This is a genomic window from Nitratireductor sp. CH_MIT9313-5 (genome assembly GCF_037029545.1).
Lineage (GTDB): Bacteria > Pseudomonadota > Alphaproteobacteria > Rhizobiales > Rhizobiaceae > Chelativorans.
The window spans coordinates 37,009-51,828 of record NZ_JAYMER010000017.1 but is presented as its reverse complement, the minus strand read 5'-3'; the positions used below and the strand labels follow the sequence as shown (position 1 = coordinate 51,828).

Genomic DNA, 14,820 nt, shown 5'->3' with positions numbered 1-14,820 from the left:
TCCCCGGAGAACCCAAATGCTGAACTGGAACGAAGAAACGCCCGCATCCCCATCCCCTCAAACCACCGAGGCCGATGCCACCGGCCTTGGCGCGATCGAACGTGGTGGCGCACGCGTTTCTGTTGATGACAAGCGCATGATCAATGCGCGGGCGGATGTGAACCAACTCCTGCCGCTGAAATACAAATGGGCGTGGGAGAAATATCTCTCCGGCTGCAACAATCACTGGATGCCGACCGAAGTGTCGATGCAGGCCGATATTGCACTTTGGAAGTCACGCGATGGGCTGACCGAGGACGAGCGGCGCATGCTCAAGCGCAATCTGGGCTTCTTCGCGGCCTCGGAGTCGCTGGTGGCCAACAATATCGTGCTCGCCATCTACCGGCACCTGACCAATCCGGAATGCCGGCAGTATCTGCTGCGTCAGGCTTTTGAGGAAGCCGTCCACACGCACACCTTCCAGTATATCGTGGAAAGCCTGGGCCTGGATGAGGGCGAGCTTTTCAACATGTATCGCGAAGTGCCCTCAATCACCGACAAGGCGGCATGGGCGCTGGAATATACCAAGCATCTGGACGATCCGGATTTCCAGACCGGTACGCCGGAAGCCGATCAGGCTTTCCTGCGCGATCTGGTCGCCTTCTATGTGATCTTCGAGGGCATGTGGTTCTATACCGGCTTCGCGCAGATCCTCTCTCTCGGGCGGCGCAACAAGATGGTGGGGATTGCCGAGCAGTATCAGTACATCCTGCGCGACGAGAGCATCCACCTGAATTTCGGTATCGACGTCATCAACCAGATCAAGCACGAGAACCCACATCTGTGGACCGATGCTTTCAAGAACGAAGTGCGCAGCATGATCCGCGAGGCGGCGGAGCTGGAAGCGGCATACGGGCGCGATACGATGCCGCGCGGCTTCCTTGGTCTCAATGCCGAGCTTTGCGAGCAATATATGCACTTCATCGCCAATCGCCGCTGCGCACAGCTGGGGCTTGAGGCGGTTTTCGAGGCCAGCGAAAATCCGTTCCCGTGGATGTCGGAGGCGATGGATCTGAAGAAGGAGAAGAACTTCTTCGAGACCCGCGTGATCGAATACCAAAATGGTGGTGCACTGAGCTGGGATTGAGGCTTCGGTCGATCACTTAAAGATATAAACATTTCTTTATATACACATTGACACAGGCGCGGCTTCGGGCGAAGCTGCGCCTGTCGTGGTTCCGAGGCATGGATGGTCCATGTTTCGGCCAAGAGGGAATGCGGTGCGCCGGTGACGGCAATTCCGCGGCTGCCCCCGCAACTGTAGGCGGAGAGCGCCTGTCCATCATGCCACTGCGCGATAGCGCGGGAAGGCGGGCAGGGGCGATGACCCGCAAGCCAGGAGACCTGCCACGGCGCATCACAACCACGGGCGGGGTGTCCCGGTGAGGGTTTGCGCTGCGGCCATCCGTTGCCGTGCGCTTTTGCCTTTCCGTCACAACCCCGTCCCGACAGACCGGGGTTTGAAATGTCTGGAAATATCAAGATTGCAGCACTGGGCTTGCCGCGCATAGGCGCCAGGCGAGAACTGAAATTCGCCTTGGAGGGCTTCTGGTCGGGGAAGCTGACCGAGGCCGAACTTCTCGCAAGGGCGGCAGAATTGCGCGCAGAAAACTGGAGGCGCCTGCAGAGACTAGGGGTGGATGTCATCCCGTCCAATGATTTTTCGCTCTATGACCATGTGCTGGACATGGCGGTGACCGTGGGCGCGGTGCCTGAGCGCTTCGAGCAGGTTAAAGCGGGCGGTGCACTGGCGACCTATTTCGCCATGGCGCGCGGCAGTACAGGTGCTGAGCGCCACGCCTGCGGGCATTCTCACGATGGCGGCGTTGCAGCGCTTGAGATGACCAAGTGGTTCGACACGAATTACCATTACATGGTGCCGGAACTACACGCCGGACAAGGGTTTGCTCTGGCCGGCGACAAGCCGGTTGAAGAATATCTGGAAGCCCGGGCGTTGGGCATCCAGACGCGGCCCGTACTGCTTGGACCCGTGTCATTTCTGAAACTCAGCAAAAGCGTTGATGGAAGTGACCCGCTAGACCTGCTGCCGCGATTGTTGCCGGTCTATACCGAGCTTCTGGCGCGTTTGCGGGAAGCGGGAGCCGAATGGGTGCAGATCGACGAGCCATGCCTTGTGCTCGATCTTCAGGAGCATGAGCGCGAGGCCTATGCGTTTGGGTTCGGTGCGCTTGCCACCAAACATGCGCCGAAGATCATGCTTGCCTCTTATTTCGGCGGGCTGGCAGAAAATCTCGCAGTCGTTTCCACGCTCCCCGTCGATGGCGTCCATGTTGATCTGGTGCGTGCTCCCGATCAGCTTGAGGCAGTTCTGGATGCGGTTCACCCGGAGAAAGTGCTGTCTTTGGGTGTCATTGACGGGCGCAATGTGTGGCGGGCGGATCTTGTGCGCCTCATCGAGCGGCTGGAACCGGTTGTGAAAGAGCGTGAGGGGGCTGTGCAGATCGCACCTTCCTGCTCGCTTCTTCATGTGCCGATTGATCTGGAGCTTGAGACCGAGCTTGATGCGAATTTGAAGACCTGGCTGGCTTTCGCTCTACAGAAGATCGAGGAGCTTGGCGTGCTGAAAGCGGCGCTTTCCGGCGAGGCGGGACGTGTTGGCGAGCGAATTGAGGCGGCCACCCGCGCGCTTGAGGCGCGACGCAGATCGGCGAAAGTGCACAGTCAGGCCGTTGCGGCTCGTCTTGCGCAAGTCACGGCGGGAATGGCCAGGCGCAGCCTCGATTTCGAGACGCGTCGAAAATTGCAGAACGCGGCGCTTGGCCTGCCTTCGTTTCCTACAACCACGATCGGCTCCTTCCCGCAGACGGCTGAGGTGAGGAAAGCGCGGGCGGCGCACCGGCGCGGTGAGCTTGGTACTGCAGACTATGTTCATTATCTGCGTCGAGAAACGGAAGCGGCCATTCGCTGGCAGGAAGAGGTGGGGCTGGATGTGCTCGTGCACGGCGAATTCGAGCGCAATGACATGGTCCAGTATTTTGGTGAGCAGCTTTCGGGTTATGCCTTCACCCGGCATGGATGGGTGCAGAGCTATGGTTCGCGTTATGTGCGCCCGCCGGTGATCTTCGGCGACGTCTCGCGGCCGGAACCCATGACCGTCGACGGGGCGAAATTCGCACAATCGCTGACGGACAAGCCGGTGAAGGGCATGCTGACGGGGCCGGTGACCATGCTGCAATGGTCGTTCCCGCGCGATGACGTGCCACGGGAGACGACCTGCCGACAAATCGCGCTGGCGCTGCGTGACGAGGTGCAGGACCTGGAAGCCGCCGGCATCAGCGTCATTCAGGTCGATGAGCCTGCGCTGCGCGAGGGGCTGCCCTTGAAGCGGGGAGAATGGCAGCACTATCTGGACTGGGCGGTAGAGTGTTTCCGTCTTGCGGCCAGCGGTGTGGCACCTGAGACGCAGATCCACACCCATATGTGCTATGCGGAGTTCAACGATATCATCGAGGCCATCGAAGCGCTGGACGCCGACGTGATCTCGATCGAGACCTCCCGCTCACGCATGGAGCTTTTGGAAGCCTTTTCCGGCCATGCCTATGGGAAGGGTATCGGTCCGGGCGTCTTCGATATTCACTCCCCCCGCGTACCATCGGCTGAGGAAATGTCCGAACTTCTGCACAAGGCCAAGAGCAACCTCAAACCCTGGCAGATCTGGGTCAATCCGGATTGTGGTTTGAAAACGCGGGCATGGGAGGAAGTGCGGCCCGCACTTGCCAATATGGTAGCGGCCGCAAGGAAGCTGCGCTTGTCGGCGTAACATCAAGGGCGGGTGCGATTGAGCATCCGCTCATCAATGCCGGGGTGGCATGGTCGGGTCGTCCTGATAGAGCCGCTCCGTTCCCTCGTGCTGACGCAGCTTTTCGCTGGCTTTCAACCGACGGCGACGGATCACGGCGTAGATCACCGCAATACCCAGAATGATCGGACCGCCTGCGACTGTCAGAAGCCACAGGAAATTGCTTGAATGTATCACGCCTTGCTCCTGTCAGGGATTAGGACGGCTTTGGCGCCGCCGTGCATGCGGGAACAATGCGGGCGGTTGTCGGGTGGTTCCCTCCGGAACCTAATGCGCGTGGGTGCCGTTCCTCTGGCAAGCTAAAGCGAGGTATGACGATGAGCGCTACATCAGACCGCATTTCCATTCGCCCTTATGACGGCACGGTCAATGTTTTCTTCTCCGACGCCGTCGTGGCTTCGACCGAGAAGGCATTGGTGCTTGAGGAGGAAGGTCACAAGCCTGTCTTCTACGTGCCGTTCGATCACATCTATTTCGACTTCTTCCGCAAGAGCGCGACCACCACGACCTGCCCCTTCAAGGGCGATGCTTCCTATTGGAGTGTAGAGGCGGTGGGCGAGGCTGCTGATGACGTGATGTGGGCTTATGAAACGCCACATGAGGATGTACGGCAGATAGCGGGCTATGGGGCCTTTGATCCTGACAAGGTGGATATCGAGGCCGCGCCCATCGACAGTCCGCGCCACGTTCCGGATACGGAATGACTGCACGGGAGTTGAGTGCCAAAATTTGTTGTTCAGGCCGTCGAGCGCAAGCTTGACGGCTTTCCATTTGCGCATGCCCCACTGTAAGTGCTTCTTGGACAAAGCAGATCGCCACAACTAGGCTGACGATCCTGCGCATGAAGCAGAAAAAACGATAGCGGGTGGGGTGGGCACGGTGAACAAGGATGAGCGATCCTTTCTGATCAATATGCTGGAGCGGCATGACCACATGAGCGATGAAGAGCGGCAGGCCATCATCGCCTTGCCCGCCCGCATGCGCAGCTTTGCTTCCGGCGAGGAACTTGTTGCCGAGGATTCGCGACCCGAGGAAGCCTGCCTGATCGTGGAGGGTTTCGCCGCACGTGCTCAGTATCTGGCCAATGGCAAGCGCCAGATATCAGCCGTCCATATTCCCGGTGACTTTGTTGACCTGCACAGCATGTTGCTGAAAGTCATGGACCATGCGGTGATTGCGGTCGGACCCTGCCGCGCAGCCTTTGTGCCGCATATCAATTTGCGGCGTCTCACCGAGACGCATCCGCATCTCACGCGCCTGCTGTGGCATACGACGCTGGTCGATGCCGCCATCCAGCGGGCCTGGATCGTATCGCTTGGGCGGATGAGCGCGGAGCAGCAGATGGGGCATCTCCTGTGCGAGCTCTATACGCGACTGCGCGCGGTCGGCGTGATCGAGGGCGACAGTTTCGATTTTCCGCCTACTCAAGCCATGATCTCCGACATGTTGGGCATGTCCACCGTGTATGTGAACAAGACGCTCGCCAATCTACGCTCGACCGGCTTTGTCGAATGGCGCGACCGGCGCGTGCGGATTGTCGACTTCGACCGTCTGGCCGAGATGTGCGAGTTCGACCCGCGCTATCTCAATCTGTGGCAGGAGCCGCGCTGATTTCCGGCACTTGCCTGTCTGTTGCCTGCTTCCTCGCCTATATTGGATGAGCAGGGCCAGATGCCGCACGCGATGGCATGTCTCGCATGACCGCATGTTGACATAAAGATATCTTTATGTGATGGCTCGGCGAAATCGACGAGAGGAAGTTCCGTGTCTGAGAATCCGTCCGCCCTTGATGAACTCTTCGGCCCTGTTGCCGCGAAATCCGACGGATCGGATGTGTTCGCCGCGTTGGAAGAAGCTGCCCGCGAGCGCATCCTCGTTATGGATGGCGCGATGGGGACGCAGATTCAGAGCCTCAAGCTGGATGAAGAGCAGTTCCGCGGCGAACGCTTCATGGGCTGCGAGTGCCACCAGAAGGGCAATAACGACATTCTAATCCTCACGCAGCCCAAGGCGATCGAGGATATCCACTACGACTATGCAATTGCCGGCGCGGATATTCTGGAGACGAACACCTTCTCCTCCACCTCCATCGCCCAGGCCGATTACGGCATGGAAGAGGTTGTCTACGACCTGAACCGCGATGGCGCGCGGCTTGCCAAGCGTGCAGCCCGTCGGGCGGAACAGAAGGATGGCAGGCGGCGCTTTGTTGCCGGTGCGCTGGGGCCGACTAACCGCACGGCATCCATTTCGCCTGACGTCAACAATCCTGGCTTTCGCGCCGTCACCTTTGACGAGCTTCGCATTGCCTATGGTGAGCAGTTGCGCGGCCTGATCGACGGTGGCTCCGACATCATCCTGATCGAGACGATCTTCGACACGCTGAATGCGAAGGCTGCCATCTTCGCCTGCGAGGAAATCTTTGCAGAGAAGGGCGTGCGTCTGCCGATCATGATTTCCGGCACCATCACCGATCTTTCCGGCCGCATGCTTTCCGGCCAGACGCCAACGGCGTTCTGGCACTCGATCCGTCACGCGAAGCCCTTCACCGTGGGCTTGAACTGTGCGCTGGGTGCTGAAGCGATGCGTCCGCACATGGCAGAGCTTTCAGGCGCGGCCGACACCTTCACCTGCGCCTATCCGAATGCGGGTCTGCCCAACGCCTTTGGCGAATATGACGAGAGCCCGGAATTCATGGCCGCGCAGGTAGCGGGCTTTGCCGATGAAGGACTGGTCAATGTGGTGGGCGGCTGCTGTGGCTCAACGCCGGAGCATATCCGCGCGATTGCACAGGCCGTTGCGGATAAGAAGCCGCGCCAGGTGCCGAAGAAGAAGCCGCAATTGCGCCTTTCAGGTCTAGAGCCATTCACGCTTACCGACGACATCCCGTTTGTGAATGTGGGCGAGCGGACGAATGTCACGGGCTCGGCCAAATTCCGCAAGCTCATCACCAATGCCGACTATGCGACCGCGCTCGAAGTTGCGCTGAGTCAGGTGGAGAACGGGGCGCAGATCATCGACATCAACATGGATGAGGGCCTCATCGACTCGAAGAAGGCGATGGTGGAATTCCTCAACCTCATCGCCGCCGAGCCGGATATTGCCCGCGTGCCGATCATGGTGGACTCCTCCAAATGGGAGGTGATCGAAGCAGGCCTGAAGTGCATTCAGGGCAAGGCGATCGTCAATTCGATCTCGCTCAAGGAAGGCGAAGAGCAGTTTCTGGAGCATGCGCGGCTTTGCCGTGCCTATGGCGCTGCCGTTGTCGTCATGGCCTTCGACGAGGAAGGGCAGGCCGACACAAAGGCGCGCAAGGTCGAGATCTGTACCCGGGCCTACAAGATACTCACCGAAAAAGCCGGGCTTTTGCCAGAAGACATCATTTTCGACCCTAACATCTTCGCCGTGGCAACGGGTATCGAGGAGCACGACAATTACGGCGTCGACTTTATCGAGGCGACCCGCGAGATCACCGAGACGCTGCCGCATGTGCATGTGTCGGGCGGTGTGTCGAACCTTTCCTTCTCCTTCCGCGGCAACGAGCCCGTGCGCGAGGCGATGCATGCTGTATTCCTCTACCATGCCATCAAGGCGGGCATGGATATGGGCATCGTCAATGCCGGACAGCTTGCGGTCTATGACCAGATCGATCCGGAGCTTCGCGAGGCTTGCGAGGATGTCGTTCTCAATCGCCAGCCCAAGGATGGCGGCACTGCGACCGAGCGCATGCTGGAGATTGCCGAACGCTATCGCGGTTCAGGTGGGTCCAAAGGGCGCGAGAAGGACCTTACCTGGCGCGAATGGCCGGTCGAAAAGCGCCTTGAACATGCGCTGGTGAACGGCATCACCGAATATATCGACGAGGATACGGAAGAAGCACGCCTCCAGGCCGAGCGTCCACTGCACGTCATCGAAGGTCCGCTCATGGCGGGCATGAATGTGGTTGGTGATCTGTTCGGCGCGGGCAAGATGTTCCTGCCGCAGGTGGTGAAATCCGCCCGCGTGATGAAGCAGGCGGTCGCGATCCTTCTGCCTTACATGGAGGAGGAAAAGCTCGCCAATGGCGGCGGTGAGCGTGAGGCGGCCGGCAAGGTGCTGATGGCGACGGTGAAGGGCGATGTTCATGACATCGGCAAGAATATTGTTGGCGTCGTGCTGGCCTGTAACAATTACGAGATCATCGATCTCGGCGTCATGGTGCCCGCGGAGAAGATCCTGCAGACGGCAAAGGACGAGAAGGTCGATGTCATTGGCCTGTCGGGTCTCATCACGCCTTCACTCGACGAGATGGTCCATGTAGCCGCAGAGATGGAGCGTCAGGGCTTCGACATTCCGCTTCTGATCGGTGGTGCGACCACCAGCCGTGTGCACACGGCGGTGAAGATCCACCCGCAATATGAGCGCGGGCAGGTGGTGCATGTGAATGACGCCAGCCGTGCTGTCGGTGTGGTTTCCAACCTGCTCTCGGACGATATTCGCGAAGGCTATATCGAGAAGATCCGGGCGGAATATGCCAAGGTCGCGGACGCGCATTATCGCTCCGAGGCCGACAAGCAGCGTCTGCCGCTCGCAAAAGCGCGCGAAAATGCACTGAAGCTTGATTGGTCGGCCTATCAGCCCAAGCGCCCGAGCTTCATCGGCACAAAAACCTTCGAGGACTGGGACCTTGAGGAACTCGCCCGCTATATCGACTGGACACCTTTCTTCCAGACCTGGGAGATGAAGGGACGTTATCCGAAGATACTGGAAGACGAGAAGCAGGGCGAGGCCGCACGTCAGCTCTTCGCCGATGCGCAAGCCATGCTCAAGCAGATCATCGAGGAAATGTGGTTCCGGCCGCGTGCGGTGATCGGGTTCTGGCCAGCCAATGCGGTTGGCGACGATATTCGCCTCTTCACCGATGACAGCCGTGCCGAGGAACTTGCGACCTTCTACACGCTTCGCCAGCAGCTTAGCCGCCGCGACGGAAGGCCGAACCTTGCCATGTCGGACTTCGTGGCCCCGCAGGAGAGCGGGTGCGAGGATTATGTCGGCGGTTTCGTTGTGACTGCCGGTATCGAGGAGGTGGCCATCGCGGAGCGTTTCGAACGCGCGAATGATGACTACAATTCCATTCTCGTGAAGGCGCTGGCGGATCGTTTTGCCGAGGCGTTTGCCGAGCGCATGCATGAGAAGGTGCGACGCGAATTCTGGGGCTATGCAAGCGATGAGGCACTCTCCAATGACGACCTGATCGCGGAGAAATATGCTGGCATCCGTCCCGCGCCCGGCTATCCGGCGCAGCCTGATCATACTGAAAAGGAAACGCTTTTCCGTCTGCTCGATGCGGAAAACCAGGCAGGCGTGAAGCTGACGGAAAGCTATGCCATGTGGCCCGGCTCTTCTGTCTCCGGCCTCTATATCGGCCATCCGGAAAGCTACTATTTCGGTGTCGCCAAGGTCGAGCGCGATCAGGTGGAAGACTATGCGCGACGCAAGAACATGCCGCTTGAGGAGGTCGAGCGCTGGCTGGCGCCGATCCTCAATTACATACCGGGCAAGCTTGCAGCAGCTGCCGAATAGCGGCTATTGAGCCAGGCTTGTAAGGCGCGGGTCTCGCATCCAGTCGAGCCCCGCGCCTTTTTCATGCGCGAAAACGAGGGGGAAAGTCATGCTCTACGATCACCGCACTTATGTTTGCCGTCCGGGCACGATCAAGAAACATCTGGCGCTTTATGAGCAGCATGGCTGGCCTGTGCAGCGCAAGCATCTGGGTGAGCCGCTTCTTTACGCTGCGACCGAGACCGGTGACGTGAACTCCTATGTCCATGTCTGGATTTACGAAAGTGCTGCTGACCGTGAAACGAAGCGCGCGGCGATGCAGGCCGATCCTGCATGGCAGAACTATCTGAAGCTTTCCGCCGAGGCCGGCTATCTCGTCGCCCAGACGAACAAGCTTCTGAAGCCGACCGCCTTTTTCGGAAGTTAGCACAAAGTCATCATATTTCTTTGTGATAGCCGTCGCATCTATTGTATCCGTTATCCTGTAGCTCCAATATGGGCGGCAATTACCGCCGGTATCGGCGGAAGGTACGGATCAGAGAGGCAAGGTGCATTCGATGGCCATTGAGCCTGGGGCGAAAGCAAAGATCAGTCTGTCGGCAAAAGTTGCTGACACATTGCGAGGTGACATCGCACAAGGCGTCTTTCCGGTGGGGGCGAAGCTTCCCACCGAACCTGCCCTGATCGAGCGTTTTGGCGTTAGCCGAACGGTCGTGCGCGAGGCCATCGCCGCGCTTCGGGCAGATGGACTGGTCGAATCGCGTCACGGGTCCGGAGTCTTCGTTATGGAGCCGCCTGCGCCATCAGGTGGTCTGCATCTCTTCGACGAGGTGCATCGGCGGATTTCCGATATAATCGAAGAGCTTGAACTGCGTGCCTCGGTTGAAATCGAGGCTGCCGGCCTGGCCGCAGAGCGCTGTTCTCCGGCGCAGGAGGCCGAGATTGAGGCGCAACTCGGTCAATTTGAGCGGATGATGCAGGACGGCAAATCTACCGCGCAGGCAGATTTCGAATTTCACATGGCTGTAGCTCGCGCGACCAACAATTCCCGATTTGAAGCCTTCCTGTCGCATTTGGGAAAACGCACCATTCCGCGCAGCAAGCTGGCGGATGAGAAGACGATCCAGGCGCTACGGGAAAACCGCGATGCGCAGCTTCATCAGGAGCATCTGGCTGTTGCAGAGGCAATTTATGCGCGCGATCCGCAGCGCGCGCGTGAGGCCATGCGTACCCATCTGGGTGGTTCCCTGAAGCGTTATCGGGTGCTTGGACGTTCGGCTACGGAAAATAATACGACGTCTATTGACCAATAGCGTCAAGTCATCATATGACTTTGCTCAATCAAAGGGGCAGCATTGATGACACCTGAAGAAATCAAGACACGCATCTCCAGCGGACTACTCTCGTTTCCGGTCACGCATTTCGATTCCGACAACGGGCTCAATCTCGACAGCTACACGAAGCATATCGACTGGTTGTGCGGGTTTGATGCGGCCGCGTTGTTCGCCGCGGGTGGCACGGGTGAGTTCTTCTCCCTGACCCCGAGCGAGGTGGTGGAGACCGTGCGCGCTGCAAAATCCGCGGCAAGCGACATGCCGATCATTTCGGGCTGCGGATATGGCACTGAGACGGCCAAAGAGATTGCACGCGGTGCTGAAAAGGCGGGTGCTGACGGGCTGTTGCTGCTTCCACATTATCTGATCCACGCGCCGCAAGAGGGGCTGTATCAGCACATCAAGGCGGTGTGCGATGCTACCGGTCTTGGTGTCATCGTCTACAACCGCGACAACTCGGTTGTCTCGGCTGAGACGCTGGAGCGGCTGGCCGAAACCTGTCCGAACCTGATCGGCTTCAAGGATGGCACGGGCCGCATCGATCTCGTGCGGGAGATCACGGCACGCCTTGGCGACAGGCTTTGCTATGTCGGCGGCATGCCCACACATGAGCTCTTTGCCGAACCCTATTACGGCGCTGGGGTGACCACCTATTCATCAGCGGTTTTCAACTTCATTCCCGAAACGGCGCTTGAGTTCTACGCCGCGCTTCAGGCGGGCGACAAGGCGACGGTCCAGCGCATTCTGGAAGACTTCTTCTTCCCCTTTGCGCGGCTGCGTGATCGCCAGCCGGGCTATGCGGTTTCAGCCATCAAGGCCGGTGTCGAATTTGCCGGTTTCAAGCCGGGTTCGGTGCGCGCGCCGCTGACCGATCTCACCACAGAAGAACGTGATGTGCTTCAGGGTCTGATCGAGAAGATGCAGCACGGCCGAAAGGCAGCCTGAGGACAGGACGATACGAATTTGCCGGTCATGGCGCAGGCTGGCGGGAGGAGGCGGCTTCTGCCGCAAAAGCTGGCCGCAACAGGCCGCAATGAATGCGCGACAATTGGGAGAGAGACATGATTGCCAGAAATTTCAAACTGCTCGCCACGGTGGCCGTTGCAGCACTAATCTCGGCACCGGCCATGGCCGACTATCCGGAGAAGGATATTCGCGTGGTCGTACCCTGGGGTGCAGGTGGCGGCACGGATGGCATCGTTCGCAAGCTGACCACCATTGCCGAGAAGAATATCGGCGCCTCCATGTATGTGGAGAATATAGAAGGCGGAATCAGCGCCACGGGCGTTTCGCAGGTGATGAAGGCGCGGCCTGACGGTTACACGATCGGCGCGCTGACCTATGACAGCGTCGTCACCGTGCCGTGGCAGGGTCTACTTCCGACCTACAAGATGGACAAGCTGAAGCTGATCGGCCGCGTAACCAGCGAGCCGGATGCGATCATCGTCGCGTCAGACACGCCGTACCAGTCGATTGACGAGCTTGTTGCGGCCGCCAAGGAAAAGCCGGGCGAGATCAAGATCGGCATCCAGAATATCGGTTCGCGTCTGCATCTGGCTGTCCTGCAGCTGCAGGAAGAAACCGGCACCGAGTTCAAGATCATCGCCTATCCGGGTGGTGCTGCTCCGCAAAAGGAAGCCATCCTCTCCGATGAGGTGGATGTCGTTGCCACAAGCCTCGGTGACTTCGCTTCGCTGATCGAGAATGGCGACGTGCGCGGTCTGGTCGAGTTCTCCGACACGCCCAACCCGACCTTTTCGGACGTGCAGACGGCGAAAGATGCCGGTCTCGATCTTCGCATGGGCAGCTTCATCGTCTTTGCTGCACCTGCAGATACGCCGGACGAGGCCATTTCCAAGCTTGAAGCCGCCTACAAGCAGGCTCTGGAAAGCGACGAATTCCAGGAATGGGTCGCCAATGTAGGCGTGACGCCGAACTGGCTCGGCACGAGCGAAGTTACCGGCTGGGCCGATGAGACTAGTGCCAAGCTGTTTGAACAGATGGATGCGCTGGTGGAACAGGGCATCATCTCGAAATAGAACTGCATTATGGGCGCCGCTGGCTTGGCCAACGGCGCCCGGATTCCATTCAGCGGGAGGACGCGGTGATGGCGGAGAGTCAATCAAGTGTGGCAGGCAGGCTGGGGGTGCCAATCTCCCTCCTGATACTCACCACTGTCTATGTCGCAGCCGCGTTCCAGATCCGCCCGCAATTCAGCGAGGGTCTCGTAGGACCGCGCTTCCTGCCGCTTCTTGCTGCTGCTCTCATGTATGGCGCCTTGTTCACCATCATCTGGAAGGAACGCCGTCAGCGCACCGGTGGCGAAAGCGGGAGCCTGATCCAGCCTGCAGCCATCGTCGTTGCCACGGCGGCCTATATTGGGGTTTTCAAATGGCTGGGCTACAGCCTGTCCACCTTCCTCTTCGTCTTCGCGCTTTTCATACTCTTTTCCTATCAGGCCGGTCGTCCGGTGCGGCGCGTCATTGACGCGCTTGCCGTCACGGCTGTCTTCTACGGCCTGTTCGCCTTCGTCTTCGGCATCAGGCTGCCGGTGTTCCCAGGGTTGCCGCTATGAGCTTTTTCTTCGAAGTGCTGCAGGGTTTCGGTGCACTGGCGCAGCCGGAAGCGCTCGGTTTCATGGTACTGGGCTTCATCATCGGCACGTTTTTCGGTGCCGTGCCTGGCTTGACCTCGGTACTTGCCATCGCGCTTCTACTGCCGATCACCTACAGCATGGATGTGGTGCCGGCGCTCGTCATGTGCGCCTCCATCTTCATGTCGGGCATGTATGCCGGCAGCATAACGGCAACCACCATCAACATTCCCGGCGCACCGTCCTCCATGATGACGGCGATCGAGGGCTATGCCTTGATGAAGAAGGGGCAGGGCGCCAATGCTCTCGGCCATGCCGCACTTGGCTCCATGATAGGCGGCTGTGTCGGTGCGCTACTGCTCATGGGGCTGATGCCTTTGGCAGCCAAGCTGTCGCTACTCATCCAGACGCCCGGCAAGTTCGCGCTGGTGCTCTTTGCGCTCGTCGTCATCATCATCGTTCAGCGTGGCGAGATCGCCAAGGGCGTTGTTGCCACAATGCTGGGCGTGATGATCGCGACCATTGGCATCGATGTCATGCAGCCGATCCCGCGCTTCAATTTCGGCACGGAAGTGCTGGTGGAAGGCATCGACATGATGCCCATCATCATCGGCACCTTCGCGATTTCCGAAGTGCTCTATCAGGCACAGGCGCATTCCGCTTCCCTGAAGCTGCAGGTGAACGAGGCTGCTGCCAAAATCCGCCGCCGCGACTTCCTGCCCGCATGGAGCGAGATCCGCGAGATCGGGCTCTTCACTTATCTGAAAAGCTCGGTCATGGGCTATGGCATCGGCATCCTGCCCGGAGTCGGCGGCTCGATGGCAGCTTTCGTTTCCTATGCGGATGCCAAGCGGCGCTCCCGCAAGCCTGAGCAATATGGCAATGGCAGCCGCGAGGGTATTGCCGCAGCGGAATCGGCCAACAATTCCATGTGCGGCGGCGCATTCGTGCCGATGCTGATGTTCGGCATTCCCGGCGATCCGACTACCGCGATCGTGCTCGGCGTGCTCGTGATCAACGGCTTGCAGCCGGGCCCGCGGCTTCTCGAAAGCCAGACGGACCTGATTGCGCCCATGTTCGCCTCGCTTTTCGTAAGTGCGCTGATCCTCATTCCGCTGACGCTCTTCATCTTCGGGCCGTGGTTCGTGCGCATCGTGTCCATACCGCGCGGGCTGCTTTATGCCTGTATTGCGGTTGTGGCGCTGGTGGGCAGCTATGTGGCGACTTTTTCGGTCTTCCAGATGGGGCTGGCACTTGTGTTCGGCATTCTTGCCTTCTTCCTGCGCAAGCAAAATTATCCAACGGTCTCCCTGCTGCTGGGCTTCATCCTGGGGCCGGACCTTGAGCAATATCTCAGGCGCTCGCTGTCGCTCAGCGACGGCAATCCGTTGGTGTTCCTGACGAGCCCTGACAGTCTGTTCTTCCTCGTGCTCACCGGCCTGTTCTTCTACTTCATGGCCGTACGCAAACCGAAGGAGCCGATCCCCGCCTGAGCC

General features: G+C 59.3%; 12 protein-coding genes and 1 riboswitch. Of the genes, 11 read left to right on the top strand and 1 reads right to left on the bottom strand.

Translation table 11 applies throughout. From position 1 onward, the window contains the following. The first annotated feature begins 16 nt into the window (after window positions 1–16). Both WA367_RS14250 and metE read left to right on the top strand, forming a co-directional pair. Entirely contained in the window at window positions 17–1,126 is a 1,110-nt protein-coding gene (locus tag WA367_RS14250; RefSeq protein ID WP_336057445.1) for a ribonucleotide-diphosphate reductase subunit beta, read from the top strand. A gap of 69 nt (window positions 1,127–1,195) precedes the next feature. Continuing rightward, window positions 1,196–1,405, top strand: a riboswitch (cobalamin riboswitch). A 99-nt stretch (window positions 1,406–1,504) separates the two neighbouring features. Beyond that, window positions 1,505–3,820: a 5-methyltetrahydropteroyltriglutamate--homocysteine S-methyltransferase gene (gene metE, locus WA367_RS14245; protein WP_336057444.1), complete on the top strand. Its 2,316-nt coding sequence runs from the start codon at window positions 1,505–1,507 to the stop codon at window positions 3,818–3,820. A gap of 33 nt (window positions 3,821–3,853) precedes the next feature. Here the strand turns inward: metE and WA367_RS14240 are convergent, their stop codons facing one another. After that, window positions 3,854–4,036: a hypothetical protein gene (locus WA367_RS14240; protein WP_336057443.1), complete on the bottom strand. Its 183-nt coding sequence runs from the start codon at window positions 4,034–4,036 to the stop codon at window positions 3,854–3,856. A 140-nt stretch (window positions 4,037–4,176) separates the two neighbouring features. On the opposite strand from WA367_RS14240, the gene WA367_RS14235 reads away from it, so the two are divergent. The 9 genes from WA367_RS14235 to WA367_RS14195 all read left to right on the top strand — a co-directional run bounded on the left by WA367_RS14235 (window position 4,177) and on the right by WA367_RS14195 (window position 14,817). Then, window positions 4,177–4,563 (top strand): DUF427 domain-containing protein, encoded by a 387-nt coding sequence (locus tag WA367_RS14235; RefSeq protein WP_336057442.1) that lies wholly within the window; start codon window positions 4,177–4,179, stop codon window positions 4,561–4,563. A 175-nt stretch (window positions 4,564–4,738) separates the two neighbouring features. Then, entirely contained in the window at window positions 4,739–5,470 is a 732-nt protein-coding gene (locus tag WA367_RS14230; RefSeq protein WP_336057441.1) for a Crp/Fnr family transcriptional regulator, read from the top strand. 153 nt (window positions 5,471–5,623) lie between these two features. Further along, window positions 5,624–9,418 carry a methionine synthase gene (metH, locus tag WA367_RS14225; protein ID WP_336057440.1) on the top strand — a complete coding sequence of 1,265 codons (3,795 nt, stop codon included), beginning with the start codon at window positions 5,624–5,626 and terminating at the stop codon, window positions 9,416–9,418. Window positions 9,419–9,506: 88 nt separating this feature from the next. Next, entirely contained in the window at window positions 9,507–9,824 is a 318-nt protein-coding gene (locus WA367_RS14220) for an NIPSNAP family protein (protein ID WP_336057439.1), read from the top strand. 130 nt (window positions 9,825–9,954) lie between these two features. Beyond that, a complete protein-coding gene (locus WA367_RS14215; RefSeq protein ID WP_336057438.1) occupies window positions 9,955–10,710 on the top strand; it encodes a FadR/GntR family transcriptional regulator in 756 nt (251 codons plus the stop codon). A 45-nt stretch (window positions 10,711–10,755) separates the two neighbouring features. Then, window positions 10,756–11,676 (top strand): 5-dehydro-4-deoxyglucarate dehydratase, encoded by a 921-nt coding sequence (gene kdgD, locus WA367_RS14210; RefSeq protein WP_336057437.1) that lies wholly within the window; start codon window positions 10,756–10,758, stop codon window positions 11,674–11,676. A gap of 116 nt (window positions 11,677–11,792) precedes the next feature. Next, a complete protein-coding gene (locus WA367_RS14205) occupies window positions 11,793–12,770 on the top strand; it encodes a Bug family tripartite tricarboxylate transporter substrate binding protein (protein WP_336057436.1) in 978 nt (325 codons plus the stop codon). Between the two features lie 68 nt (window positions 12,771–12,838). Further along, window positions 12,839–13,306, top strand: coding sequence for a tripartite tricarboxylate transporter TctB family protein (locus WA367_RS14200; RefSeq protein WP_336057435.1), 468 nt, complete (start codon window positions 12,839–12,841; stop codon window positions 13,304–13,306). Further along, window positions 13,303–14,817 carry a tripartite tricarboxylate transporter permease gene (locus WA367_RS14195; RefSeq protein WP_336057434.1) on the top strand — a complete coding sequence of 505 codons (1,515 nt, stop codon included), beginning with the start codon at window positions 13,303–13,305 and terminating at the stop codon, window positions 14,815–14,817. Before WA367_RS14200 ends, WA367_RS14195 begins: the two co-directional genes overlap by 4 nt. Window positions 14,818–14,820: the final 3 nt, after the last annotated feature.

Excerpts from the sequence above, each read along its gene's own strand:
- WA367_RS14205 (WP_336057436.1), top strand. The coding sequence starts at position 11,793 with ATGATTGCCAGAAATTTCAAACTGCTCGCCACGGTGGCCGTTGCAGCA.
- WA367_RS14215 (WP_336057438.1), top strand. The coding sequence starts at position 9,955 with ATGGCCATTGAGCCTGGGGCGAAAGCAAAGATCAGTCTGTCGGCAAAA.
- WA367_RS14250 (WP_336057445.1), top strand. The coding sequence starts at position 17 with ATGCTGAACTGGAACGAAGAAACGCCCGCATCCCCATCCCCTCAAACC.
- WA367_RS14195 (WP_336057434.1), top strand. The coding sequence starts at position 13,303 with ATGAGCTTTTTCTTCGAAGTGCTGCAGGGTTTCGGTGCACTGGCGCAG.
- metE (WP_336057444.1), top strand. The coding sequence starts at position 1,505 with ATGTCTGGAAATATCAAGATTGCAGCACTGGGCTTGCCGCGCATAGGC.
- kdgD (WP_336057437.1), top strand. The coding sequence starts at position 10,756 with ATGACACCTGAAGAAATCAAGACACGCATCTCCAGCGGACTACTCTCG.
- WA367_RS14235 (WP_336057442.1), top strand. The coding sequence starts at position 4,177 with ATGAGCGCTACATCAGACCGCATTTCCATTCGCCCTTATGACGGCACG.
- WA367_RS14200 (WP_336057435.1), top strand. The coding sequence starts at position 12,839 with ATGGCGGAGAGTCAATCAAGTGTGGCAGGCAGGCTGGGGGTGCCAATC.
- WA367_RS14220 (WP_336057439.1), top strand. The coding sequence starts at position 9,507 with ATGCTCTACGATCACCGCACTTATGTTTGCCGTCCGGGCACGATCAAG.